This window comes from Streptomyces sp. NPDC097595 (genome assembly GCF_044761525.1).
In the GTDB taxonomy this organism is placed as follows: Bacteria; Actinomycetota; Actinomycetes; order Streptomycetales; family Streptomycetaceae; genus Streptomyces; species Streptomyces drozdowiczii_A.
This window is the reverse complement of record NZ_JBIWCN010000001.1, coordinates 100,208-124,374: the sequence shown is the minus strand read 5'-3', so window position 1 is coordinate 124,374 and position 24,167 is coordinate 100,208. Positions and strand designations below refer to the sequence as shown.

Annotated in this window: 20 protein-coding genes; 8 read left to right on the top strand and 12 right to left on the bottom strand. The window is 72.2% G+C overall.

Annotation, left to right across the window (positions count from 1 at the left end; translation table 11 throughout):
• Positions 1-85: 85 nt before the first annotated feature.
• The 7 genes from ACIQZN_RS00525 to ACIQZN_RS00495 all read right to left on the bottom strand — a co-directional run bounded on the left by ACIQZN_RS00525 (position 86) and on the right by ACIQZN_RS00495 (position 6,543).
• Positions 86-700 (bottom strand): GTP-binding protein, encoded by a 615-nt coding sequence (locus ACIQZN_RS00525; protein WP_403986183.1) that lies wholly within the window; start codon positions 698-700, stop codon positions 86-88.
• Positions 681-1,052 carry a DUF742 domain-containing protein gene (locus ACIQZN_RS00520; RefSeq protein ID WP_073965758.1) on the bottom strand — a complete coding sequence of 124 codons (372 nt, stop codon included), beginning with the start codon at positions 1,050-1,052 and terminating at the stop codon, positions 681-683. Before ACIQZN_RS00520 ends, ACIQZN_RS00525 begins: the two co-directional genes overlap by 20 nt.
• Positions 1,049-1,456 (bottom strand): roadblock/LC7 domain-containing protein, encoded by a 408-nt coding sequence (locus tag ACIQZN_RS00515; protein ID WP_073965759.1) that lies wholly within the window; start codon positions 1,454-1,456, stop codon positions 1,049-1,051. Before ACIQZN_RS00515 ends, ACIQZN_RS00520 begins: the two co-directional genes overlap by 4 nt.
• Entirely contained in the window at positions 1,453-3,072 is a 1,620-nt protein-coding gene (locus tag ACIQZN_RS00510; RefSeq protein ID WP_403986178.1) for an ATP-binding protein, read from the bottom strand. Before ACIQZN_RS00510 ends, ACIQZN_RS00515 begins: the two co-directional genes overlap by 4 nt.
• 325 nt (positions 3,073-3,397) lie before the next feature.
• Entirely contained in the window at positions 3,398-3,904 is a 507-nt protein-coding gene (locus tag ACIQZN_RS00505; RefSeq protein WP_403986175.1) for a MarR family winged helix-turn-helix transcriptional regulator, read from the bottom strand.
• On the bottom strand, positions 3,901-5,568 hold the full coding sequence (locus ACIQZN_RS00500; protein ID WP_403986172.1) for an FUSC family protein: 1,668 nt from the start codon (positions 5,566-5,568) through the stop codon (positions 3,901-3,903). The genes ACIQZN_RS00505 and ACIQZN_RS00500 overlap by 4 nt, the downstream gene beginning before the upstream one ends.
• Before the next feature lie 120 nt (positions 5,569-5,688).
• Positions 5,689-6,543 (bottom strand): phospholipid scramblase-related protein, encoded by an 855-nt coding sequence (locus tag ACIQZN_RS00495; RefSeq protein ID WP_403986169.1) that lies wholly within the window; start codon positions 6,541-6,543, stop codon positions 5,689-5,691.
• A gap of 116 nt (positions 6,544-6,659) precedes the next feature.
• Between ACIQZN_RS00495 and ACIQZN_RS00490 the strand changes: the two genes are divergently transcribed.
• The 4 genes from ACIQZN_RS00490 (at position 6,660) to ACIQZN_RS00475 (ending at position 9,819) form a co-directional block, all read left to right on the top strand.
• Positions 6,660-7,079 (top strand): hypothetical protein, encoded by a 420-nt coding sequence (locus ACIQZN_RS00490; RefSeq protein WP_403986166.1) that lies wholly within the window; start codon positions 6,660-6,662, stop codon positions 7,077-7,079.
• Between the two features lie 95 nt (positions 7,080-7,174).
• Complete coding sequence (locus tag ACIQZN_RS00485) at positions 7,175-7,855, top strand: DUF3105 domain-containing protein (protein WP_403986163.1); 681 nt, start codon at positions 7,175-7,177, stop codon at positions 7,853-7,855.
• Positions 7,852-8,502, top strand: a complete 651-nt coding sequence (locus ACIQZN_RS00480; protein WP_403986160.1) for a DUF305 domain-containing protein — start codon at positions 7,852-7,854, stop codon at positions 8,500-8,502. Before ACIQZN_RS00485 ends, ACIQZN_RS00480 begins: the two co-directional genes overlap by 4 nt.
• 75 nt (positions 8,503-8,577) lie before the next feature.
• On the top strand, positions 8,578-9,819 hold the full coding sequence (locus ACIQZN_RS00475; protein ID WP_403986157.1) for an ROK family protein: 1,242 nt from the start codon (positions 8,578-8,580) through the stop codon (positions 9,817-9,819).
• A 58-nt stretch (positions 9,820-9,877) separates the two neighbouring features.
• On the opposite strand, the gene xylA is transcribed toward ACIQZN_RS00475, so the two are convergent.
• Positions 9,878-11,047 carry a xylose isomerase gene (gene xylA / locus ACIQZN_RS00470; RefSeq protein WP_403986154.1) on the bottom strand — a complete coding sequence of 390 codons (1,170 nt, stop codon included), beginning with the start codon at positions 11,045-11,047 and terminating at the stop codon, positions 9,878-9,880.
• A 227-nt stretch (positions 11,048-11,274) separates the two neighbouring features.
• Here xylA and xylB point away from each other — a divergent pair, with 227 nt between their 5' ends.
• The 3 genes from xylB (at position 11,275) to ACIQZN_RS00455 (ending at position 14,954) form a co-directional block, all read left to right on the top strand.
• Entirely contained in the window at positions 11,275-12,765 is a 1,491-nt protein-coding gene (xylB, locus tag ACIQZN_RS00465; protein ID WP_403986151.1) for a xylulokinase, read from the top strand.
• Positions 12,766-12,849: 84 nt separating this feature from the next.
• Positions 12,850-14,115 carry a VWA domain-containing protein gene (locus ACIQZN_RS00460; protein ID WP_403986148.1) on the top strand — a complete coding sequence of 422 codons (1,266 nt, stop codon included), beginning with the start codon at positions 12,850-12,852 and terminating at the stop codon, positions 14,113-14,115.
• Positions 14,115-14,954, top strand: coding sequence for a hypothetical protein (locus tag ACIQZN_RS00455; RefSeq protein WP_403986145.1), 840 nt, complete (start codon positions 14,115-14,117; stop codon positions 14,952-14,954). The genes ACIQZN_RS00460 and ACIQZN_RS00455 overlap by 1 nt, the downstream gene beginning before the upstream one ends.
• A gap of 54 nt (positions 14,955-15,008) precedes the next feature.
• Here ACIQZN_RS00455 and ACIQZN_RS00450 read toward each other — a convergent pair whose 3' ends face one another.
• The 4 genes from ACIQZN_RS00450 to ACIQZN_RS00435 all read right to left on the bottom strand — a co-directional run bounded on the left by ACIQZN_RS00450 (position 15,009) and on the right by ACIQZN_RS00435 (position 22,078).
• Positions 15,009-16,199, bottom strand: a complete 1,191-nt coding sequence (locus tag ACIQZN_RS00450; protein ID WP_403986142.1) for a GDSL-type esterase/lipase family protein — start codon at positions 16,197-16,199, stop codon at positions 15,009-15,011.
• A gap of 37 nt (positions 16,200-16,236) precedes the next feature.
• Entirely contained in the window at positions 16,237-16,815 is a 579-nt protein-coding gene (locus ACIQZN_RS00445) for a TetR/AcrR family transcriptional regulator (protein WP_403986139.1), read from the bottom strand.
• A 78-nt stretch (positions 16,816-16,893) separates the two neighbouring features.
• The gene (yicI, locus tag ACIQZN_RS00440; protein ID WP_403986136.1) at positions 16,894-19,164 is read right to left on the bottom strand and encodes an alpha-xylosidase; all 2,271 of its coding nucleotides are present in this window, start codon (positions 19,162-19,164) and stop codon (positions 16,894-16,896) included.
• Between the two features lie 52 nt (positions 19,165-19,216).
• The gene (locus ACIQZN_RS00435; protein WP_403986133.1) at positions 19,217-22,078 is read right to left on the bottom strand and encodes a glycoside hydrolase family 3 C-terminal domain-containing protein; all 2,862 of its coding nucleotides are present in this window, start codon (positions 22,076-22,078) and stop codon (positions 19,217-19,219) included.
• Between the two features lie 448 nt (positions 22,079-22,526).
• Between ACIQZN_RS00435 and ACIQZN_RS00430 the strand changes: the two genes are divergently transcribed.
• Positions 22,527-24,134: an extracellular solute-binding protein gene (locus ACIQZN_RS00430; protein WP_403987349.1), complete on the top strand. Its 1,608-nt coding sequence runs from the start codon at positions 22,527-22,529 to the stop codon at positions 24,132-24,134.
• Positions 24,135-24,167 lie beyond the last annotated feature (33 nt).

Genomic DNA, 24,167 nt, shown 5'->3' with positions numbered 1-24,167 from the left:
GACGCGCGGAACGGGTTCGGGAAGGGTGCTCGGAAGGGGCGGCCGAGGGACGGGCAGCCCAGGGACGGGTCAGCCGAGGGACGGGTCAGCCGGTCGGGCGGGTGATGCCGTGCAGATAGCGCATCAGGGTCATCAGCACATCGCGGCTGGAGCCGCGCAGCCGGGCGTCGCAGTCGACTATCGGGACCTCGTCCGGGAGGTCCAGGGCGGCGCGCAGCGTTTCGACGGGGTGCTTCGGGGCCTCGGGGAAGGTGTTGATGGCGACGACGAACGGCACACCGCGCTCCTCCAGGCGCCCGATGACGTCGAAGCTGGTTTCGAGCCGCCGGGTGTCGACGAGGACGACGGCGCCGAGCGCGCCCTCGAACAGGCCGTTCCAGAGGAACCAGAAGCGTTCCTGGCCGGGGGTGCCGAACAGGTAGAGGATCAGCTCCTCGCTGATGCTGATCCGGCCGAAGTCCATGGCGACGGTGGTGGCGGTCTTGCTCTCCACGCCGAAGTTGTCGTCCACGCCGACGCCGGCCTGCGTCATCGTCTCTTCGGTGGTCAGGGGCCGGATCTCGCTGACCGAGCCGACCATGGTCGTCTTGCCGACCCCGAACCCCCCGACGATCACGACCTTCACCGCGGCAGTGGCCGTGGTGGGCAGGACGTCCTCGCTGCGGGGGCCCGTGATCGTGTCAGAGCTTCTGAAGTCCATGCATCACCGCTTCGAGGAGGGAACGGTCCGGGAGGGTCGCGCGGACGATCGGCGCGCGCGATTCGATCAGACCGGTGGCGAGGAGTTCGGTGAGGAGCGACGTCACCACGCTGAACGGCAGGCTGAGGTAGGCGGAGAGCTCCGCGACGGATAACGGGGCCTGGCAGAGCCGGAGGATCACGGCCTGCTCGGGCTGGACCGTCGGTGACGGCTCCGACTTCGAGACAATCATCGTGACCAGGTCGAGCGCTGCCCGCTCGCTGCCGTCGGGATCGCCGGTGATGACGTAGAGCCTCTCCGGATCGCTGAGCGCCGGGTCGGTCTTGCGGCGTTCTCGTCGGGGAGAGTTCATCCGGCCTGCCCGTCGTGGCGGGGCGGGCTCGTGAGGTGGCCGCCGATGCGTACGACCATGTCGCGCATCCGCGCCCCGACGTGCCCGGCGTCCACCGTCTCGCCGGCGAGCACCGCGAGGTAGGCGCCGGCGCCTGCGGCCATCAGATAGAAGAAGCCGCCGGTGACCTCGATGACGACGAGCCTCATCCGGCCGTCGCTGTACGGGATCTCGGAGGCGACGGCCGCCGCCAGGCTCTGGAGACCGGCGCAGGCCGCCGCGAGCCGGTCGGCGACGTCGGGGTCGCCGCCGTGCTGGGCGATGCGCAGTCCGTCGGCGGAGAGCACGACGATCTGGTGGACGTCCGGGACGTCGTCGGCGAGTTCCTTGAGCATCCAGTCCATGTTGCCCCGCTGCTGGATCACCGCTGATCTCCCTTGTCCCACGCGTCGTCAGAGTCTTCGTCCGCCCTGGGCTCCTGGGGCACACCGTTGGCGGCCTTGGTGAACGCCTCCAGCCAGATGCCGGGGGGCGGTTCCTTGCTGTTGTCCTGGCCGTAGCCGTGGCCGTGGCCGTTGGTGCGGCCGGCGGTGGGGTCGGCGGCCTGTGCGGGAAGGTTGTGCGAGCCGAGCGGGGCGCGGCCCCGGCTGCGGCGCTGCGGGAGTCCGCCGCTGGTCCACTCGGTCACGACGGGCACGTCGTCCTGCATGGCGACGGCCGGGGTGACCGGGGCGGCCGGGCGGGACTCGGAGACCACCGGGCCGGTCGCGGGGCGCGCGGCGACGGGGCTCGGCTTGCGGCGCTTGCCGCGCGGCGGCACGACGTGCTTCATGTCGGCGAGGTCGATGTCGCTGGTGGGCCGCGAGGTGGCGCCGATGCCGTGGGCGATGCCGGGGGCCGGTCCTGTGGTGATCATGGCGCGGGGCACGATGAGCACGGCGCGCACGCCGCCGTACGCGGACTGGCGCAGCGAGACCTGGAGGTCGTACATCCGGGCGAGGCGGCCGACGACGGCCATGCCGAGGCGCGGGGACTCGCCGAGGTCGTTCATGCTGGACCCGGCCTGGGCCCTCGCGAGCATGTTCTCGGCGCGGGCGCGGGCCTCCTCGCTGAGGCTGACGCCGCCGTCCTCGATCTCGATGGCGATGCCGGTCTGCACCTCGACCGCGGTGACGTGCACCCGGGTCTGCGGGGGCGAGTAGCGGGTGGCGTTGTCGAGGAGTTCGGCGCAGGCGTGGATGAGCGGTTCGACCGCGGTGCCGATGATGGCGACCTTGGCGATCGAGTGCAGGTCGACGCGCGGGTACTCCAGGATGCGCGACATGGCGCCGCGCAACACGCTGAACAGCGGTACGGGCTTGGGCCACTGGCGGCTGGGGCGGGCGCCGCCGAGGACCGCGATGGAGTCGGCGAGGCGGCCGATCAGGGCAGTGCCGTGGTCGATGCGGAGCAGGTCGTCGAAGACGTCGGGGTTGCGCCCGTGGTGCTCCTCCATCTCCCGCAGCTCGCTGGCCTGCCGGTGGACGATCGCCTGGACGCGGCGGGCGACGTTGACGAAGGCGCGCTGCGCGGAGTCCCTGGTCGCCTCCTCGTTGTCGATGATGTCGAGCACCGTGTAGACGAGGGAGCGCTGGGAGTCGGGCAGGTGGCGGTAGACCGGGTCGGAGTCCACCACGTCGCGCAGCACCTCGTCGGGCGAATTGCCCACGCGCAGACGGTGGATGGCGGACGGCAGCAGCTCCTTGCTGATGCGTACGGTCTCTTCGTCGTGGTCGGCGATGCGCCGTTCCAGGGCGGAGACGCGCTGTTGGTGCTCGGCGTTGCGGCGGCGGATCGTCCGGCCGCGCCGGGCGATCTCCACGGCGAGCGTGGCGACCACGACGGTGGCGAACGCGCCGCACCAGACGACTGGTATCCGCGCGGGCTCGGCAACCAGCGCCGCCGCGGCGGCGGTTGCGCCCGCCATCACGACGACGGGCAGCAACAGGGCGCGGGCGACGGGGGCTTCCCGGCCGGCCGGCGGTGATTCAACACGGGCCATCTGAACCTCTGGCGGTTGATTCGGGATGTATTCCGGAGATTCGGCGCTTGCATGAACATAGAGAACAAGCGCGCGAATTCATCTCAACTCGGCTTCACTGCGCGTGAGCTTAGTCAGATCGAATCAGCGCTTTCGCACATTCCTCCAACCCCCTGCGCGAGCGCTCCCGCGGTAGTACGCTCACGAGTTTTTGCACGCACCGCCTTCAGGCGTGTGCGGGGAGTGACGGGGCGGAGGAATGAGGAAGAAACGCCCCGCGAGGCCATGCAGGGGCACATACGAGCGAAGACGCCCGTACGAGTGATGCGGGACAGGCTCCAGCGGTCTAGCGGCGGGCGCCGCCGATGCGGCCCTCCAGTTGCACCAGGAGCTCGCTGAGCTGTGCGCTGAGCCGGTCGCGGGAGTCGGCGTCGAGTCCGGAGAGCACCGTGCGTTCGTACGCGAGCTGCCGGGGCAGCAGTCCGTCGACCAGGTCGCGGCCCTCGTCGGTGAGGCGGACGTAGGCGACCCTGCGGTCGCGCTCGTCGCCGCGCCGGGTGATCAGGCCGCGCTCCTGGAGGACGCGCAGCCGCTTGGTGACGGCGGCGCCGGAGGAGAAGGTCTCCCGGGCCAGTTCGCCGGGGGTCAGTTCGCGGTCGGTACGGCGTACGGCTCCGAGGAGGTCGAACTCCGCGCGGGTCAGCCCGGCCGCCCGCAGCGGGGCGTCCTCGGCCTGCTGGAGGAGCGCGGAGCAGCGGTTGATCCGGCCGATGAGCTCCATGGGCCCGGTGTCCAGTTCCGGGTTCACGGCCTGCCACTGCCGGACCACCGAGGCGACGATGTCGTCGGTCACACCGCTCCGTTCTCCTGGGCGGGGACGAACAGCCCCTGCCGTTTCGCTGTCGCCGCGAGCGTACGGTGTCCGGCCTGCTCGGCCGCGAGCACCGCCTCCCGGGGCAGCCCGGGCTGCCACCACTCGCCGGCCGCGGTGTCGTCCGCCTCGCGCAGCTCCACCAGGGTGCCGGTGAGCCGGCGGCGGGCGGCGTCCAGGGCGGCGGGCGCGGGCTCCGGCGCGGCGAGGGCCTGCACGGCGTGGGCGCGGGCGCGTTCGGCGTCGGCCAGCGCGCGTTCGACGCGGCCGGTGGCGCGGCGGTTGGTGACCAGGACGGCGGCGAGGAAGCCGACACCCGCGCCGATCACGGTGTCCAGGACCCGGTCGCCGATCAGCTCACCGGCCGGGTGGCTGCCCGCGTACTCCAGGACGAGGAGGGCCATCGGGGTCACGGCGACGGAGCCGAGCCAGTAGTTGCGGGTGATCAGCGCCTCGGCCGAGAAGGCGAAGAGGAGGCAGAAGCCGATGAGGGCGAGCGGCGCGGTCCGGGCGACCGGGAGGACGGCGGCGAAGACCAGGACGCCGATGAGGTTGCCGAGGGTCCGCTGAAGGGTGCGGTTCCAGGAGAGCGTGACGTTGGCCTGGTAGAGCGAGGCGGCGGTGACGAGCGCCCAGTACGGACGGCCGACGCCCACCGCCGAGCAGACGTACCCGGCCAGGGCGCAGCCGACGAGCGTGCGGGCGGCGACCGGGAGGAGCGGGGAGCCGGGGGCGAGGCCGCGCAGCAGCGTACGGAACGAACCGCGGCGGGCGGCGCGTTCGGCGTCGAGCCCGAAGAGTTCGGCGCCGGTGCCCGGGGCGGGCGGCGGGGTGGGCACGGGGCCCCGGGCGCGGGTGAGCCGGGCCCACTCGCGGAGCCGGCCGGCCTCGGCGGGATCGGGGGTGCCCGCGAGGACCGAGGTCTCGGCGTGGACGACGAGGCGTTCCAGGGCCCGGCGGGGGCGGCCGGTCGCGACAAGGGTCTGCCAGGCGGCGTGCACGGCGGCGACGGCGGCGCGGCGGGTGGCGTGGCCGGGTTCGGCGGCGTGCGCGGCGGCGGCGTTCAGGGCCCGGGCGGTGGCGCGGCGCTCGGGTCCGTCGCGGCGGACGAGCGCGGGGGCGACGACCGCGACGAGCCAGGCGACGGCGCCCGCGCCGAGGGTGAGGGCGAGGTGGCCGGGGACCTGGGCGAGGGTCTGCGGGACGAAGAGCGCGGCGGAGCTGACGAAGGTGAAGATCACCGGTCCGGGCGGGCCGATCCGGGTCGCGTCGCAGAGCAGCTTCTGCCCGGCGGCCAGGAGCGCGCCGGCGGCGATGAGCACGGCGGTGGATCCGGTGAGCGAGGCGAGGACGAGGGCGGTGCCGAGCCCCGCGGTCATGCCGAGGACGACCCCGGCGACGGTGCCGGCGCGACGGGCGTACGGGAGGTTGTGGCCGTACAGCGCGCAGAGCGAGCCGGCCATCGTGTACATCACCAGGTCGAGCCGGCCGAGGGCGAGCAGCACCAGGTTGGGTATCGCGGTGGCCACGACGACGCTGGTGGCGGGCTTGAACCACATGTCGGACGGCCGGTTCAGGCGCAGTGGGCCGGTCAGCGGGAGCCTGCGGACGGCGGGCCTGGGGGACCTGATGGTTGTATCGCTCACTCATTTACTTTAACAGGTATTACACAAGTAAAACACCTGGAGCGAAACCAGCACCCGGACACAGCACCGCCCGCGCTCCCCGGACGGGGGGCGCGGGCGGTCGGGCGTACGGGGCCGGACTCAGCCGAGGCCGCGGGCGTCCTGCTTGAGGGCGGTGTCCACGGTCAGGGCCGTCGCCACCACGAGGCTCAGCAGCGGCTCGGGCAGCTGGTAGTGGATCTGGAGGACGTAGTTGTCCGCCGTCGTGAACAGCGTCTTCGCAAGCCCTTCCCAGGTCTTGGTGATCCGGGCGACCTCCTGGTCGTTGTGGTCCACGATCGCGAAGTTCCAGGCGCGCCAGTTCTCGGCCTTGATCGCGCCGATCTGCTGCCCGCCGGCCATGATCGCGAAGTTGATCTTGCCGATGGCGTTCTGCTGGACGATCTCGCCGACCGGCTGACCGTCGGGGCGCTCCACGACGACCCGGGACTTGATGAACTTCGCGGGGCGGGTCAGCAGCAGCTGCGGCTGCCCGTACGCGTCGCGGATCTCCAGGCGGTGGGTCAGGTACTGGTCGATGCTGGTCAGGAAGCGCAGCACCTTGCGCAGGGCGCCCTGGCCGACCTGGACGACCGAGCCGATGGTGTTGCCGTGCTGGTCGAAGACGCTGTACTCGTTCGTCAGCTCGATCAGCTTGGCCTTCTGGTTCACGACCAGGACCTGCTGGTTGAAGAGCGAGCCGCCGGGGGCGCCGCCCTGCGCGTGCTGCGGGGCACCCTGCTGGGGGACGGCCGCGGGCTGCTGCGGCACCTGGGCGGCGGCCTGCGGCTGCTGCGGCGGCGTCGCCTGCGGCTGCGGCTGCGCGGGGGCCTGGGCCTGGTCGCCCGCCGGGTGGGTGTGCTCCGTCCACTGGGAGCCGTCCCAGTAGCGCAGCAGCTGAGAGGCGCCGTGCGGATCGGGATACCAGCCCGCAGATACGTTCGAGTGCGTGGTCACCGGGGCACACTATCTCGCCATGGCCGAAATCGAGCCGCGCGGCCGTTGATCCACAGGTTCACCGCTTCCTCCCGCGCACTGCTTGAATCTTCAACGCGCCGCGTACGATGTGCGGGATGAACAGGGTGAGCGAGGGGGCGGAGCGGCTGCGCGGCACCGGTGCGCCGGTCGTGCTCGCCTGGCTGTTCGTCCTGGTCGCGCTCGTCTCGTGCTGCGCGCCCCAGTCCGTACGCCCCCACCCCTCCCCCGAGTACGCCCCCGCCTCGGCCCTCGCGACGCTCACCGATCTCACGGTGGTCCGGGTCGTGGTGGCCGACACCCCCCGCGACCGGGGCGTGGGTGACTCCTGCCACGACGCCTCGGACCATTCGCCGCCCGTCGTGCTGCCCGCCCCGCCGGGCCCGGCGGCGGTCCCCTCGGCGGCCGTGGCGCTTCTCCCGCACCGCCCCCTGACCGGCGGCGGGTCCATCCGGGGTCCCTCCAACGACGCGGTCGGCGAGGTCGACCCCCTGCGCCTTCAGGTTCAGCGGACCTAGGACGGCCGGGAATGCCCCGTGCCCTTTCCCGGGTGCGGCGGCTCCCCCTGCCGTACGCAGTCCGTCTCACGATCCTATGAACCGAAGGACCCGTCATGGCTTCCGCCGACAAGCAGAACACCGGCAAGCAGAACACCGGGAACAAGAACAACCCCGCAGCCGCCCGCCGCGCCAAGCTGGAGGAGGCGCGCCGTCAGGAGCGGGCGCGTGAGCGCCGCTCCCGGATCATCACGCTCTCCGTCGGCGTGCTGGTGGTCGCCGGGCTCGTCGTCGGGGGCGGTTATCTGATGAACGCCGCCGATGAGCAGGACAAGGCCGACGCCAAGGCGAAGACCTCGCCCGTCACCGGCGAGAAGAGCTGGGACAAACTCACGCAGAACCATGTGGAGAAGACGGTCGACTACCCGATGAACCCGCCGGTCGGCGGCGACCACAACCCGGTGTGGATGAACTGCGACGGTGACGTCTACACCGAGTCCATACCGAAGGAGAACGCCGTCCACTCGCTGGAGCACGGCGCGGTGTGGGTCACGTACACCAGCAAGGCGAAGCCCGCCGACCTCAAGAAACTTGACGAGCGGGTGTCGTCCACGCCGTACTCGCTGATGAGCCCGGTGGAGGACCAGGCGGCGCCGCTGATGCTCAGCGCCTGGGGGAAGCAGCTCACGGTGAAGAGCGCGACGGACGCGCGCGTCGCGCAGTTCTTCACGAAGTACGTGCAGGGCCCGCAGACCCCGGAGCCGGGCGCCGCCTGCACGGGCGGGATCGCCAAGTGACGGCCGCGCCGCGCACCTCGCGGCCCCTGGTGCTGGCCGGCGGTGCGGTGCTGCTGCTGGCGCTCGCGCTGATCGCGCTCACCTTCGTACGCCCTTCGACGTCGGCGCCCGCGGCGGCGGCTTCCGCGTCCGCGCCGGCCGAGTCCTCGGCCGATGTGGGGTTCGCGCGTGACATGGCGGTCCACCACCAGCAGGCGGTCGAGATGGCGTTCATCGTCAGGGACCGGACCTCGGACGAGGCGGTGCGCCGGCTGGCGTTCGACATCATCAACACCCAGGCCAACCAGCGCGGCATGCTGCTGGGCTGGCTGGAGATGTGGGGCCGGGCGAAGAGCTCCCCCGGGCCGCCCATGGCGTGGATGGGGCACACCTTCACCCCGCGCGGTGACGGCGCTCTGATGCCCGGCATGGCGACCGACGCCGAACTGGACGAACTGCGGGCGGCCAAGGGCAGGGACGCCGAGATCCTCTTCCTGAAGCTGATGACCGCGCACCACAAGTCCGGCGCCGAGATGGCGCAGGCGGCGGCCTCGGCGGCGAAGACCGAGCAGATCAGGGACCTGGCGTCGGGCATGGCCCTGGCCCAGAAGTCGGAGATCGCGCTCATGGCCGACATGCTCAAGGAGCGCGGGGCGTCCGCGTCCTGAGGCGGGCCGGGGCCGGTTGGCCCCGGCCCGGCTCGACCGTACTGGCGTACGGAATCGCATAGGCTCGGGACCGATATGAAGAGCAACCTCACACCGCTGGGGCCCAAGGCCGACAAGGACACCGTCCGGCGCAGCAATCTGAGCCTCGTGCTGCGGGCCGTCCGCGACGAGGGCGAGGGCGAGGCGACCCGGGCCGGGGTCGCCGCGCGCGTGGGGCTGACCCGGGCCGCCGTGTCCTCGCTGGTCGAGCAGCTGCTGGAATCCGGCTTCCTGACCGAGTCCGGCAAGACGTTCAGCGGGCAGGCCGGCCGCCCCGGGACCGCGCTGAAGACGGCCCGCACGGGCCCGGCCGGGCTCGGGGTCGAGGTCAACATCGACTACGTGTCGGTGTGCGTGGTCGACCTGGCCGGCACCGGCCGGGTCCGCCTCACCGAGCACCTCGACAACCGGGGCACCCCGCCCGCCGAGGTCCTGGCACGGGCCGCCGGGATCGCCGCGCGCACCCTGGACTCGGCGCGGGAGCAGGAGCTGTACCCGGTCGGCGTGGCCCTGGCGCTCCCGGGCCTGGTCTCGGGCGGCGCGGTGCGCCAGGCGCCGAACCTGGGCTGGAACCAGGTCCCGGCCGAGGAGCTGTTCGCCGCCGCGCTGACCGCCGAGCACCCCGGCCATCAGGAGCTGCCGGTCCGCTCGGAGAACGAGGCGAATCTGGCGGCCCTGGCCGAGCTGTGGTTCGGCGGCCTGGAGCGCATCCGCAGCTTCCTCTATCTGACCGGCGAGATCGGTGTGGGCGGTGCGCTGGTCATCGACGGCGAGCTGCTGCGCGGGGCGCACGGCTTCGCCGGGGAGATCGGCCATGTGGTGGTGGACCCGAACGGTCCGCAGTGCCGGTGCGGTTCGCGCGGCTGCCTGGAGCAGTACGCGGGACAGGCGGCGCTGCTGCGGGCCGCCGGGGTCGACGGGGGCGGCGGCCTCGGCGTCGCGGAGCTGGAGAAGCGGGTGCGGGCGGGCGACGCGCGGGCGGTCGGCGCGGTCGCGGAGGCCGGGCGGATGCTGGGGCGGGTGCTGTCGGGGGCGGTCAATCTGCTGGACCCGGACGCGGTGGTGCTCGGCGGGATCTACCGGAACCTGATGCCGTGGCTGGCCGCTCCGGCCGACGAGGAGTTGACGGGCCGGGTCGTGTCCGGGCTCTGGGCGCCCGGCGGGGGCCGGCTGCGCGCGTCGTCGGTCGCGGGGGACGCGGCGCGCGGCGCGGCGGCGCTGGTGATGACGGATGTGCTGGCCGACCCGGTGGCGTACGCGCGTCCGGCGATGGCCTGAGACGTAGAAGAAAAAAAGGGGGGAGGGGCGTCCGCCCCTCCCCCCTTTGCCCGTGGTGTCAGCGGACGCCGAGCAGGTGGTCCATCGCCAGCTGGTCCAGGGCCTCGAAGGCCATGCCGCGCTCGGCCGCCGCGTCGACGTCGAACTCCTCGAACGCGGAGCGGTCGGCGAGCAGGCCGGCCACGCCGTCCTCGGCGGTGCGCTGCGCCAGCTCGTCCAGGCGGGAGGCGCGCAGCGCGTCCTGGACGGCCGGGTCGGCGCGGAAGGCGGCGGCGCGCTCCTTGAGGATGAGGTAGTTGCGCATGCAGCCGGCGGCGGAGGCCCAGACGCCGTCGTAGTCCTCGGTGCGCGGCGGCTTGAAGTCGAAGTGGCGCGGGCCGGCGTAGTCGGAGTTCTCCAGGAGGTCGACCAGCCAGAACGCCTGGCGCAGGTCGCCGGCGCCGAAGCGGAGGTCCTGGTCGTACTTGATGCCGGACTGGCCGTTGAGGTCGATGTGGAAGAGCTTGCCCGCCCACAGGGCCTGGGCGATGCCGTGCGGGAAGTTCAGCCCGGCCATCTGCTCGTGGCCGGTCTCCGGGTTGACGCCGACCAGCTCGGGGCGCTCCAGGCGCTCGATGAAGGCGAGGGCGTGGCCGATGGTGGGGAGGAGGATGTCGCCGCGCGGCTCGTTCGGCTTGGGCTCGATGGCGAACTTCAGGTCGTAGCCCTGCTCGGTGACGTAGTCGCCCAGGAGGTCGAAGGCCTCCTTCATACGGTCGAGCGCGACGCGGATGTCCTTGGCGGCGCCGGACTCGGAGCCCTCCCGGCCGCCCCAGGCGACGTAGGTGGTGGCGCCCAGCTCGACGGCCAGGTCGATGTTGCGCAGGGTCTTGCGCAGGGCGTAGCGGCGGACGTCCCGGTCGTTGGCGGTGAAGGCGCCGTCCTTGAAGACGGGGTGCGTGAAGAGGTTCGTCGTGGCCATGGGGACGACGAGGCCGGCCGCGTCGAGCGCCTGGCGGAAGCGCTTGACGATGCCCTCGCGCTCGGTGTCCGAGGAGCCGAACGGGATCAGGTCGTCGTCGTGGAAGGTCACGCCGTACGCGCCCAGCTCGGCAAGGCGCTGGACGGAGTCGACCGGGTCGATCGCGGCGCGCGTCGCGTCACCGAAGGGGTCGCGGCCCTGCCAGCCCACGGTCCAGAGGCCGAAGGTGAACTTGTCCTCGGGGGTCGGTGCGAAGCGTTCCGTCATGGTGGTGCCGCCTTCGGGGCCGTGGGTCCGCAGCCGGTCGGGCGGCCGAACCTCAATTTGTTCACTGTCATGACTAATCATGCACGGGCAGCCCGGGCAACGTAAAGCCCCCGGAGCGGAGACGTCTGCGCGTGGAAGCCGCGAACCCGGAGCAGGGCCTGTTCCGGACGGGTTCGATCACGTAATTTGTTTTGCGTACGATCAAATACCAGCGAATGAGGTCAGCCATGCCGCCGCATACCGTCGTCATCGGTGTGGACAGCTCCACCCAGTCCACCAAGGCGGCGTTCACCGACACCGCCACCGGCCGGCTGCTCGCCGTCGGCCGCGCCCCGCACGTGGTCACCGGCGAGGGCGGTGCGCGCGAGAGCGACCCGGAGGTGTGGTGGCAGGCCCTGCGCGACGCGGTCGCGGACGGGCTGAAGGAGTCCGGGATCGCACCGGCCGACGTCGTGGGCATCGCGGTCGCCGGCCAGCAGCACGGCCTGGTCGTCCTGGACGCCGAGGGCCGTCCGCTGCGCCCGGCCCTGCTGTGGAACGACACCCGGTCCGCCCCGCAGGCCGCCGCCCTCACCGCCGCACTCGGCGGGCCGGACGCCTGGACCGCGCGCACCGGTTCCGTCCCGGTGGCCGCGATGACCGCGTCGAAGTGGCAGTGGCTGCGGGAGAACGAGCCGGAGACCGCGGAGGCGGCAGCGGCGGTCCGCCTCCCGCACGACTTCCTGACCGAGCGGCTGTCCGGCCGGGCGGTCACCGACCCGGGCGACGCCTCGGGCACCTGCTGGTACTCCACCGCGACCGGCGCCTACGACCCGGAGCTGCTGGAGCTCATCGGCCTCGACGCGGCGCTGCTCCCCGAGGTCGCGCCGAGCGGCGGGGCCCGGGTCGGTTCGCTGACGGTGGCGGCCGCCGAGGCGCTGGGGCTGCCCGCCGGGATCGCCGTCGCGGCGGGCACCGGGGACAACATGAGCGCCGCCGTCGGGCTGGGCCTGGGCGGCGGCGGGCTGCTCGACCACCCGGTGCTGAGCCTGGGCACCTCGGGCACGGTCTTCGCGGCCTCCCGGACCCGGCCGGAGTCGGCCGCGCTCTCCGGGTTCGCGGCGGCGGACGGTACGTATCTGCCGCTGGCCTGCACCCTCAACTGCACGCTCGCCGTGGACAAGGTGGCGGCCCTGCTGGGCCTGGACCGCAATGACGCGGCGCCCGGCGGCGAGGCGGTGCTGCTGCCGTATCTGGACGGCGAGCGCACCCCGGACCTGCCGACGGCGGCCGGTCTCCTCACCGGACTGCGGCACGACACGACCCCGCAACAGCTGCTCGGCGCCGCCTACGAGGGCGCGGTGGTGACCGTGCTGCGGGCGCTCGACGAGCTGTCGCGGGCCTGCGGTCTGGACCCGGCGGACCCCGAGGTGGCGGGCCGGCCGCTGCGCCTGATCGGCGGCGGGGCGCAGGGGCGCGTGTGGGTGGAGACCGTACGGCGGCTGTCCGGGCGGCCGGTGATCGTGCCGGGGGCCGGGGAGCTGGTGGCGCTCGGGGCGGCGGCGCTCGCCGCTTCGGCGGCGACGGGGGCGGACCCGGTGGCGGTCGCGGCCGGCTGGGAGACGGGCGACGACGTGCTTCTGGAAGCGGTGGAACGGGATGTGACGGCGTGGGACCGGGTCAACTCCGTACTGGAGCGGGCGGCGGGCCCGCTGCTCGGCGCGGACCGCCCCGTCTGATCGGTCATCACGTCGCCGCTGTGCGCGCGCACAGCGGCAACCAGCCGTTTTGGATAGCGAACTGATGTTCACTAGTATCCGGCGATGATCATAAGAAGAAGGCTGATGGCCGGGGTGGGCATCCTGCTCGCCACCCTGGCCACCGGGCTCGGCTCGGTGCTGCCCGCATCGGCCGGCGAAACCCCCACACAAGCCTCCCCCAAGGTCGAACTGGTCCTCGACGTCAGTGGTTCCATGCGGACCCGCGACATCGACGGCCAGTCCCGGATGAGCGCGGCGAAGCAGGCGTTCAACGAGGTGCTCGACGCGGTGCCGGAGCAGGTGCAGCTCGGCATCCGTACCCTCGGCGCCGACTATCCGGGCGACGACCGCAAGGTGGGCTGCAAGGACACCAAGCAGCTGTACCCGGTCGGCCCGCTGGACCGCACCGAGGCGAAGACCGCCGTGGCCACGCTCGCCCCCACCGGCTGGACCCCGATCGGCCCCGCGCTGCTGGGCGCCGCCGACGATCTGGAGGGCGGCGACTCCACCCGCCGGATCGTGCTGATCAGCGACGGCGAGGACACCTGCGGCCCGCTCGACCCGTGCGAGGTCGCCCGCGACATCGCGGCGCGCGGCATCCACCTGGTCATCGACACGCTGGGCCTGGTGCCCAACGCGAAGATCCGCCAGCAGTTGACCTGCATCGCCGAGGCCACCGGCGGCACGTACACGGCCGTCCAGCACACCGATGAACTGTCGGGCCGTGTCAAGCAGTTGGTGGACCGGGCGGCGGAGCCCGTGGTCACCCCGGTCGCCACGAAGGGCGCCGACAGCTGCACGGACGCGCCCGAGCTGAAGCCGGGCCTCTACACCGACCGCGAGAAGTTCGCCGAGCACCGCTGGTACAAGGTCGAGGTGAAGCCCGGTCAGGAACTGCGCGCCTCGGTCAGCGTGTTCGCCGACCGCGCCGTCAACAACGACTACGGGATGCTGCTGCGCGCGGTGACCACGCACGGCCGCGAGATCGTCCGGGGCTCCGAGTCCGGGACGGGGCGCACCGACGCCATCTCGTCCGGGCTGCGCTACCCCAAGCCCGAGCAGGACGACGACGAGCAGACCCCGGAGACCGTGTGCCTCCAGGTCGCCAACTCCTTCTCGGCCCCGGCCTCGGTGAAGACCGCCCCCGGCATGCCGCTTGAGCTGACCGTCGACGTGGTGGACGCGCCTGACGAGGCGGCGGACGTCGCCGCGTTCGGTCTGGGCCACGGCTGGTGGCTGCTGGGCCTGCTCACCCTGACCGGCCTGATCGTGGGTCTGCTCTTCGGCTGGATCTCACGCTGGCGCATCGCTGTCTGGAGGACCCGCTGATGTCCCGTACGAGACGTGTGCTCGCGGGCGCGCTGCTGACCGGCCTGACCCTGCTGACCGGGGCGTCGGCCGCCGTGGCCGACGACGCGTCGCCGAGCCCGAGCGCTTCCGGTGACGCCTCGGGCCCTACGGAGGCCGGCACCACCTTCCGTACCGCCACGGCGCTCCAGCAGGGCGAGACCGCCACCGCCGGGGCCTCCACCGGCGACTACCTGTACTGGGTCTTCCCGGCCGACGCCGGGCAGCGTCCCACGGTGACCGCGAAGGTGACGCTGCCCGAGAGCGCCACCCGGCACGGGGCGCAGACCTGGCAGGTCGACGTGTACGACGGGCTGCGCCGCCGCCAGGCGTGCGCGTACGGCAAGCAGACCGGCACCGCGGCGGCCGACGCCGCCACGGTCGAGCTGACCTGTGTGCTGCGTACCGTCCGGGCCAACGCCGAGCCGTGGGCCAACGACCCGCTGCCGGGCAGCTATTACGTCCGCCTCACGGTCCTGGACCTGGCCCAGGCGGACCTCGGTCTGCCGGTGCGCACCGAGGTCGAGGTGAACTCGAAGGACCAGGGCGGGTCCGTCGACGTGGACGGCAGCCTGTCGAAGCCGCTGGTGCCGGGGGTCTCCTCGGCCGAGCAGGCCTCGGACGACGCGGACGGCACCGACGCCTCCGCCGAGCCGGTCGCGCTCGCCGGTGAGCCCGAGGACGGCTGGTCCTCCGGCTGGTGGACCAGCCGCTGGCTGTGGACGGCCGGCGGCGGCCTGCTGGCCGCCCTGGCGGGCGTCTTCGGCTACACGGTGACCCGGGGCCGGGGCCGCCCGACCCACGTGCCGCCGGGCGCCTGACGGCGTGCCCGCCGCCGGACCGGTCCCTGCTTCGGGGGCCGGTCCGGCGGCGGTTCAGGCCCTGTCCGCGAACGCGCCGCCCGCCCCGAAGGCCAGGGCCGCGAAGCGGTCAGCCATGCGCAGGTGCGTGGCGGCGTCGGGGTGGAGGGCGTCGGGGAGGGGAAGTTCCTCCGCGTCCGCCTCGCCGTACAGCTCACGGCCGTCCAGGTAGTGCAACTGCGGTTCCTCGGCGGAGCGTTGGTCCACCAGGCGGGTCAGTTCCTCGCGGATGACGCGGAGTGTCAGCTTGCCGGTGTCCCGGTCCCCGGGGTCGCCCATCGCCGCGAAGCGGACCCTGCCCTCGCCGAGGCCGCTGAAGTCGGGGACGCTGGGCCCCGGGGTGTCCTCGTGGATGGGGCACAGCACGGACGACACCACCAGGAGCGGGGTGTCCGGGTGGCCCTCGCGGATGGTGTCGAGGAAGCCGTGCACCGCCGGGGCGAAGGCGCGGACGCGCATCACGTCGGCGTTGACGAGGTTGATGCCGATCTTGACGCTGATCAGGTCCGCGGGGGTGTCCCGCATCGCGCGGGCCGTGAACGGGTCGAGCACGGCGCCGCCGCCCAGGCCCAGGTTGACCAGCTCGACGCCGCCGAGCAGCGCCGCACGCGCGGGCCAGGTGGTCGTGGGGCTCGCGGCGTCGGAGCCGTGGCTGATCGAACTCCCGTGGTGCAGCCACACCTTGCGGCCGGAGGCCGGGGCGGGCGTGACGGGCGCGTCGGTGTGCAGGGCGACGACCTCGGTCCGTTCGTTGTACGGCAGCCAGACCTCGACGTCCTTCTCGCGGTCCGGGAGCCCGTCGAACCGTACGGACCCGACCGGGCCGTTACGGAACCGGGTCGACCCGGTCGTCATGTCGACGTCGAGGACGTTGCCGCCGCTCGCCGAGGACTGCGCCGCGAGGACGCCGTCGACCAGCAGGTCGTAGAGGCCGCCGGACCTCGGCGGGACGCCCTGGTAGACGGTGCGGGTGCGCCGCGCCTCCAGCTCGACCACCGTGGCCCGGGTCCGGAGGACGAGCCGTACGCCGGAGGGCTGGGCCTCGGCCAGGGCGATCTGGCCGTCCGGGGCCTGGGCGCGGGCGGCGGCGGGCAGGCGGTGCGGGAGCAGCCCGGCGTCGGTGCGCTCCACGTCGAGCGCACCGCGCAGGAGGGCGGGGGTGACGGGGGTGGTGAACGGCAGGGGTGCGGGCGTGTCGGTGCTCATGGCTCCACCTGGGTCGCGGGGGGGCGGTCGGGCGTCGTTACGCCTGCCCCGGCGGGGGCCAGTTGCGCAGGAGGGCGTCCAGCGCGTCCAGGGTGCGGGTCCAGGACTCCTGCGAGTCGGGGGCGCTGTGGCTGAACCCGCCCTGCGCCTCCAGGGTGGTGAATCCGTGGAACACGCTGCCCAGGAGCCGTACGGCATGCGTCTGGTCCGGCTCGGTCAGGTCGTAGCCGCGCAGGATGGCCCGGGTCATCCGCGAGTGCCGCAGGCCGGCACTGGCGGCCGCCGTTTCGGGGTCCAGCGTCATCTGGGCCGCCGCGTACCGGCCGGGGTGCTCGCGGGCGTAGTCGCGGTACATGTCGCCGAGGCCGCTCAGCGCGTCCTTGCCGGCCCGTCCCACGAGGGCGGCGGTGCCCCGGTCGGCCATCTCCTCCAGGGCGAGCAGGGCGATCCGGGTCTTCAGATCGTGGGAGTTCTTCAGGTGCGAGTAGAGGCTCGCGACCTTGACGTCGAACCTGCGGGCGAGCGCCGAAACGGTCACCTGCTCGAAGCCGACCTCATCGGCCAGCTCGGCGCCCGCCCTGGTCAGGCGTTCGGCGGTCAGCCCCGCGCGCGCCATGGTCCCTCCTCGTCCGGGGAAGGCCATGATGCGCGTACCTAAGGACTTTAGGCAAATGCGAAAGGGTTCAAGGAATGGTTACGCCCCTCGCACCGTGACCGTCCCCTTCCCCTCCCCCACAGCGCCCGTCGCCTCGGCGACCACGCGGTACGGGCGGTCGATGCGTTCGGAGGTGACCGTGAGGGAGTCGCCCTCGCGCGTCAGCCGGAAGGTGGCGGCGGTGGCGCCCGAGTGGTCCGGCACGGTGACGCTCGTACCGGTGACCTCGCCGAACACCCGCAGGGTGAGCCCGTCCAGCCAGTCGCCGTCCGGGCGGCGGTCGTCGCCGCCCCAGGGCAGGACCGCGCCGGGGCGGACCAGGACCGGGAGGCTGTCGAAGCCGTGGGTCTCGTGGCGCCAGGCGGGGCCGGTGACCGTCTCGCCGGTGAGCAGGTGGGTCCAGGTGCCCTCGGGGACGTAGTACTCGACCTGCCCGTCCTCCGTGAAGACCGGGGCGACCAGCAGGTCGGGGCCGAGCATGTACTGCCGGTCCAGGGTGCGGGTGGCCGGGTCGTCCGGGAATTCGAGCAGCATGGGCCGCATCACGGGGATGCCGGTGCGGTGGGCGGTGGCGGCGGCACCGTACAGGTACGGCATGAGCCGGTGCTTGAGGAGGGTGAACTTCCGGGCGACGTCCACCGCTTCCTCTCCGAACTCCCACGGCACCCGGTAGGACACGTTGCCGTGCAGCCTGCTGTGCGAGGAGAGCAGGCCGAAGGCGAGCCAGCGTTTGAAGACCGCCGGGTCCGGGGTGCCCTCGAAGCCGCCGATGTCATGGCTCCAGAAGCCGAACCCGGAGAGCGAGAGCGACAGGCCGCCGCGCAGGGACTCGGCCATCGCCGTGAACGAGGCGAAGCAGTCGCCGCCCCAGTGGACGGGGAACTGCTGGCCGCCTGCCGTGGCGGACCGGGCGAAGAGGACCGCCTCGCCGTGGCCGCGCTCCTTCTCCAGGAGTTCGAAGACCGTCCGGTTGTAGATCTGCGCGTAGTAGTTGTGCATCCGCTCGGGGTCGGATCCGTCGTGCCAGACGACGTCGGTCGGGACGCGCTCGCCGAAGTCCGTCTTGAAGCAGTCGACGCCCTGGTCGAGCAGCAGCCGCAGCTTGCCGGTGTACCACTCGCGCGCGGCGGGGCTGGTGAAGTCGACCAGGGCCATGCCGGGTTGCCAGAGGTCCCACTGCCAGACGTCACCGTTGGGGCGGCGGACGAGGTGACCGAGTTCGGCGCCCTCCGCGAACAGTTCGGACTTCTGGGCGATGTACGGGTTGATCCACATGCTGATCCGCAGCCCGCGCTCCTTGAGCCGGGCGAGCATGCCCTCCGGGTCGGGGAAGACGTCCGGGTCCCAGAGGAAGTCCGACCACTGGTACTCGCGCATCCAGAAGCAGTCGAAGTGGAAGACGGAGAGCGGGATGCCGCGCTCGGCCATGCCGTCGACGAACGAGGTGACGGTCTCCTCGTCGTACGAGGTGCAGAAGGACGTCGTCAGCCACAGGCCGAACGACCAGGCCGGCGGGAGCGCCGGACGGCCGGTGAGCGCGGTGTAGCGGGCCAGCACCTCCTTGGGTGTCGGACCGGCGACGATGTAGTACTCCAGTGACTGGTCCTCGACGCTGAACTGCACCTGCCCCACGGACTCCGAGCCGACCTCGAAGGAGACCTTGCCGGGGTGGTTGACGAAGACGCCGTAGCCGCGCGAGGAGAGGTAGAACGGGATGTTCTTGTAGGCCAGTTCGCTGCTGGTGCCGCCGTCCGCCTGCCAGATGTCGACGCTCTGGCCGTTCTTCACGTACGGGGTGAAGCGCTCGCCGAGCCCGTAGACGTTCTCGCCGATGTCCAGGGCGAGTTGGGCGATCATGTGGTGGGCGTCGTCGGGGGTGGTGGCGAAGGCGGTGCCCTTGGCGTCGACCCCGGTCAGGCGGCGCCCCTCGGCGTCGAGGAAGGTGAGGCCCCAGGGCCCGTCCGCGTCCATGCGCAACGTCACTGGTCCGCTGGTGAGTTCGGTGAGAGTGCCGTCCTGCCGGGTGCGGGCGCCTGAGGCGGCCGGGTCGAGCCCGGGGAGGGCGAAGTCCGGGCCCCGGCGGGCCTTTCCGGCGTGGTGCGTGGTGCGGACGCCGATGATCCCCTCGGCCGGGGAGAAGCAGTCGACGGTGATGAGCGGGGTGTTGAGGGTGTCGCCGCGCGCGGCCACCCGCTTCACCGCCGCGTACGCGGTGAACCGGTCGGCGCCGACGCTCAGATCGCGGATCTCGGTCGCGTAGGAGGCGCGTACGCCCTCACGCATGAGCCAGAAGCCGTCGGTGAACTTCATGCGGACTCCTTGCCGGGGGCATCGGAAGGGGGAACGGGGAGGCTGCGGGATCTCACGCGCCGGCCCCCGTGAAGCCGAGCCGCGCCAGCCGGACCGTGCCGCGCAGGGTGATGCGCAGGTCGCCGGCGCCGGAGGCGGTCAGACCGGCGTGGAGGGCGCGGTGGTCGTACGGTCCGTCCGTGGCGGGCACCGGGACGGTGACGGTGGTGCCGTCGACGGTGATCAGGACGGCCCCCTCGCCGGAGGCAAGGACCTCGACGCCGTCCGCCCCGGCACCGAAGTCGCAGCGGCGGTAGAGGAGTTCGTTGGCCTCGGCGGTGGCGGTGACCGCGTCGCCGTCCGTCTTCGCCCGGTCCACGATCGCGGTGCCCAGCTGCTCGTCGTAGTCGGCCGCCTCCAGACCATGGACCAGGACGGGGCGCGGCCCGGCCGGTTCGCCGTCGACGGTGACGACCGTGACGCCACGGATGTCCGTGCTGGAGGCGCCCGCCTGGATCTCGTACGCGCCGGGCTCGACGGTCCAGCGGCCGTGCGCCACGTCCCAGTGGCCCAGCTCCTCGACCGGCACGGTGAACGCGAGGCGCTCCGCCGCCCCGGGTGCCAGGTGCAGCCTGCGGTGCCCGGCGAGTTGGCGCAGCGGCAGGGGTACTGACGGGGCCACGGCCCGTACGTACAGCTGGGCGACCTCGTCGGAGGCGACGGCGCCGGTGTTGGTGACGTTCAGCGAGACATGGAGCTGGTCGCCCTCGCGTACGGCGGTCAGGTCGCTGTAGGTGAAGTCGGTGTAGGTGAGCCCGTGGCCGAACGGGTAGAGCGGGGTGCCGTTGTAGTAGAGGTAGGTCTGCCGCGAGCCGATGATGTCGTAGTCCAGGAGGTCCGGCAGCTCCGCGTCGGAGGCGTACCAGGTCTGCGGGAGCCGTCCGGCCGGGGAGACGTCGCCGGCGAGGACGCGGGCCAGCGCGGTGCCGGCCGCCTGGCCGCCGTGCGCGGTCCACAGCAGCGCGGGCAGCGTGGCGGCGGCGTCGGCCAGGGCGTACGGGTAGGCGGAGGTGACCGCCAGAACGGTGCGGGGGTTGGCGGCGTGGGCGGCGCGCCAGAGGCGTTCCTGCTGGGCGGGCAGGTCGAGGGTGGCGCGGTCCTCGGTCTCGCGGCCGTTGATGTGCGGGTCGTTGCCGACGACCACGACCACGGTGTCGGCGGCCGCGGCGGCGCGGGCGACGGCGTCCTCGCCGCGTTCGGTCACCTCGATCTCGAAGACGGTGGCGGCGGCCGGATCTTTCTCGTCCGGGGCGGCAACCTTTACGCCGTCGGCGGCGACTGAGACATACCCACCCGTTCCGATGTGCAGAAGGCGGTGACCGCCGGCATGCCCTTCCACCGCCTCCCACCGGAAGGTCTCCTGGACGATCCAGCCGCCCGGCTCGTCCGCCGAGGCGCGTACAAAGCCGTCCTCGGCGACCGAGAGGTAGCGGCCTTCCGGCTCCCGCAGGGTGATCACACCGCCGCCCCACTCCACGAGCACCAGCTCGGACGGGGTGTCGGCGCAGATCAGCGGGGGCAGGTCGGTGCGGCCCGCGAGCAGCGCCGGGTCGAGGGCGCCCTCCGAGCCGCGCGCCGCCTCCCCGGCCGGGTCCGCCTCGGGGATGCGCAGCCAGCCGTCCGCGCACCTGACGCGGATCAGGTCGGCGCCCTCGGCGTGGATGACGTGGTCGGCGCCGAAGCGCTCGCGGAGTCCTTCGAGCGGGGTCGAGCGGTGGATCAGGGTGCCGCTGTACCAGTCGAGCTTGCAGGCGTCCGCGAGGAGCCCGACGACGGCGACGGTGCGGCCGGCGTCCGGGTCGAGCGGCAGCAGCCCGTCGTTCTTGAGGAGCACGACGGCCTGCTCTGCGGCCTCCAGGGCGAGCGCCCGGTGCGCCTCGGTGTCGAGCGCGTCGGTGACCGCGTACGGGTCCAGTCCGGGGTCGAACTCACCGAGGGCGAAGCGCATATGGAGCAGGCGGCGGACGGCGGTGTCGATGTCGTTCTCGTCGAGGAGGCCGCGCTTCAGGGCGCCCTGGATGCGGCCGGTCATGACGGAGGAGTCCTGGCCGTGGTCGGTGAAGCTGTCGACGCCGGCGCGCAGGGCGGCGGCGGTCGCCTCCTCGTGGGTGTCGAAGTAGTGCTCGGAGTCCACCAGGTTGGTGGGTGCTCCGGCGTCGGAGCAGACGGCCAGGGGCTGTTCGGTCCAACTCCGCAGATGTCGGGAGAGCAGCGGCGACACGTGGTTGGGGCGCCCATTGACCAGGTTGTACGCGGGCATCACCCCGGCCACCGCGCCCGCGCGGACGGCGTCGCGGAAGGCCCTGAGGTCGTATTCGTGCAGCACCCTCGGGCGGACCGAGGAGGACGAGGTGTCGCGGTCGGTCTCGTTGTTGTGGGCGAGCCAGTGCTTGAGGACGGGGGCGGTGCGCCAGTAGTGCGGGTGGTCGCCGCGCAGGCCCCGGGTGTACGCGACGGCGATGGCGGAGGTGAGCCCGGCGTCCTCGCTGTACCCCTCCTCGCCGCGCCCCCACAGCGGGTGGCGCAGCAGGTTGACGGTGGGGGCCCAGACGTTGAGCCCGACCCGGTCGTCGTGGGCGCGCTTGGTGCGGACCTCGTCGCCGACGGCCTCGCCGATGCGGCGGACCAGGTCGTCGTTCCAGGTGGCGCCGAGCCCGACGGCCTGCGGGAAGACCGTGGCCTCCCCCATCCAGGCGACGCCGTGCAGGGCCTCCTGGCCGGTGCGGAAGGCGGCGAGCCCGAGCCGGTCGACCGCCGGGGCGAACTGGTGCAGCATCGCGACGCGCTCGTCGGGGGTCAGCCGCCGGAGCAGGTCGTCGACGCGCTCCGCGAAGGGCAGTCGCGGATCGCGGAAGGGCTGCGGATGTTCCGTCACGTGCGGGTCCTTCGTCAAAGGTGGGAGGTATGGCGGTGCCGGCGCGTCGTGCGGGCCACTGAGCAGCCTCGGACGATCTTTCGAAGCGCTTCGATGCTCAACGGCCGACCCCGCGCGTGTCAAGGCCCCGTCCTCGACCCCTCCCGCCTGTGCGCCTTCGTTGCACCAGGGGCGCCAAGGAAACAGGTCGGAGGAATCTGTAAACGGACTCTTGTGCGGCCGAGACCCTTCACTTAACCTCGCTGCAACATCGAAGCGCTTCGACAGAGCTTCGACCGACTTGCGACGGGGCGCTCTCGCCCCTGATTCCCCGGGACGGCGACACCGTAGGGCGCCTCCCTGTTGAACCGCTGCACCTGGTGCGCCTCGAAGGGTTGACGCAATGACGCCGAATTCCTCCCCCTCCGCCTCCGCCCCGAGCCGGAGAAGCTTCCTCGCCACGGGCGCGGTGGCGGCCGTCGCCGTGGCCGGCGGGGTGCCGCTGCTCGCCGCGTGCGGCGGTTCCGGCTCCGGTGCCGGGAGCAAGGAGGGCACGACCACGGGCAAGGCCCTGAAGAAGGTCGTGCCGAGCTACGCCCCGCTGAACCTGGTCCAGCCCGATGTCCCCGGCGTCAACGGTTCGAGCCCGGGCTTCACCAAGCTCCCCGACCCGCTGGTGGTCTCGGTCAAGGCGGTGCCGGGCAAGGGCTCGGCGTTCCGGGTGATGACCCCGCTGTGGGGCACGGTCCCGAAGAAGAACAACCCGTACTACACGGCCGTGAACAAGGCGGTCGGGGCGACGCTCAACTTCGACCCGCAGGACGGCAACACGTACCAGGACAAGATCGGCGCGGTCCTCGCCGGCTCGGACATCCCGGATGTCATGACGATCCCCGGCTGGAACATGCAGGGGCAGATCCGCAACGCCATCACCGCGAAGTTCGCCGACCTCTCCCCGTATCTCGCGGGTGACGCCGTCAAGAAGTACCCCAACCTGGCCAACATCCCCACCGGCGCCTGGCAGTACTCGGTCTTCGGCGGCAAGCTGCGCGGCCTGCCCATGCCGACGCCGGTCATCGGCAACGCGATCTTCTACCGCAAGGACCTGACCGGCTCCGGCGCCGTCCCCGCGAGCGCGGACGACCTGCTGGCCTTCGGCAAGGAGTACACCGCCCCCAAGAAGAAGGTGTGGGCCTTCGACGACCTGTGGACCTGCATCCAGAAGATATTCGGGCTGCTCCCGGACGCGCCGCACTACTGGCAGCTGGAGAACGGCAAGCTGGTCCACAAGATCGAGACGCAGGCGTACCGGGAGGCGCTGGCCTTCGCCCGTAAGCTCCACGACGGCGGGTACGTCCACCCGGACGCCGAGGCCAACAAGGACGCCGACGCCAAGATCCGGTTCACCAGCGGACACGTCGTCATGTACAACGACGGCACCGGCGGCTGGAAGGGCATGGTCACCGAACAGGCCGCCGCCAACCCGAAGTTCGACATGCAGGCGCTGGACTTCTTCCACCACGACGGCGGCAAGCCGGTGCTGTGGCAGGACGACCCGGCGGGCATCTTCACCTTCCTCAGCAAGAACCTGTCCAAGGAGAAGATCCAGGAATTCCTCGCCATCGCCGACTACGCGGCCGCGCCGTTCGGCACCGAGGAGTTCATGCTCACCAACTACGGCGTGAAGGGCACCCACTACACGATCAAGGACGGCACCCCGACGTACACCCCGCAGGGTGTCGAGGAGGCGCAGCCCTCCACGTTCCTGTTCGTGGCCTCGCCGCCCACCTCGATCGCCTACCCGGACCAGCCGCAGCTGGCCAAGGACTACGCCGGCTGGATGGCGCGCCAGGCGCCGTACATCAAGAAGCCCCTGTTCTTCGGCATGCAGGTGGTCGAACCGCAGCGTTACGCCTCCCTGTACACCCCCTTCGACGACCTCCAGAAGGACATCCGCCGGGGCCGCAAGAAGGTCGCCGACGTCGAGGACGCGGTGAACACCTGGAAGAAGAGCGGCGGCGACAAGCTGCGCGACTGGTACCAGGACATTCTCGACAAGAACGGCTCCGGCAACTGACACGCAGGTAAGAGACGTTGGGGGTCGCCGGGC

Excerpts from the sequence above, each read along its gene's own strand:
- ACIQZN_RS00485 (WP_403986163.1), top strand. The coding sequence starts at position 7,175 with ATGGCTTCCGCCGACAAGCAGAACACCGGCAAGCAGAACACCGGGAAC.
- ACIQZN_RS00445 (WP_403986139.1), bottom strand. The coding sequence starts at position 16,815 with ATGGCGCGCGCGGGGCTGACCGCCGAACGCCTGACCAGGGCGGGCGCC.
- ACIQZN_RS00510 (WP_403986178.1), bottom strand. The coding sequence starts at position 3,072 with ATGGCCCGTGTTGAATCACCGCCGGCCGGCCGGGAAGCCCCCGTCGCC.
- ACIQZN_RS00520 (WP_073965758.1), bottom strand. The coding sequence starts at position 1,052 with ATGAACTCTCCCCGACGAGAACGCCGCAAGACCGACCCGGCGCTCAGC.
- ACIQZN_RS00460 (WP_403986148.1), top strand. The coding sequence starts at position 12,850 with ATGATCATAAGAAGAAGGCTGATGGCCGGGGTGGGCATCCTGCTCGCC.
- yicI (WP_403986136.1), bottom strand. The coding sequence starts at position 19,164 with ATGAAGTTCACCGACGGCTTCTGGCTCATGCGTGAGGGCGTACGCGCC.
- ACIQZN_RS00455 (WP_403986145.1), top strand. The coding sequence starts at position 14,115 with ATGTCCCGTACGAGACGTGTGCTCGCGGGCGCGCTGCTGACCGGCCTG.
- ACIQZN_RS00525 (WP_403986183.1), bottom strand. The coding sequence starts at position 700 with ATGGACTTCAGAAGCTCTGACACGATCACGGGCCCCCGCAGCGAGGAC.
- xylA (WP_403986154.1), bottom strand. The coding sequence starts at position 11,047 with ATGACGGAACGCTTCGCACCGACCCCCGAGGACAAGTTCACCTTCGGC.
- ACIQZN_RS00450 (WP_403986142.1), bottom strand. The coding sequence starts at position 16,199 with ATGAGCACCGACACGCCCGCACCCCTGCCGTTCACCACCCCCGTCACC.
- xylB (WP_403986151.1), top strand. The coding sequence starts at position 11,275 with ATGCCGCCGCATACCGTCGTCATCGGTGTGGACAGCTCCACCCAGTCC.
- ACIQZN_RS00475 (WP_403986157.1), top strand. The coding sequence starts at position 8,578 with ATGAAGAGCAACCTCACACCGCTGGGGCCCAAGGCCGACAAGGACACC.
- ACIQZN_RS00490 (WP_403986166.1), top strand. The coding sequence starts at position 6,660 with ATGAACAGGGTGAGCGAGGGGGCGGAGCGGCTGCGCGGCACCGGTGCG.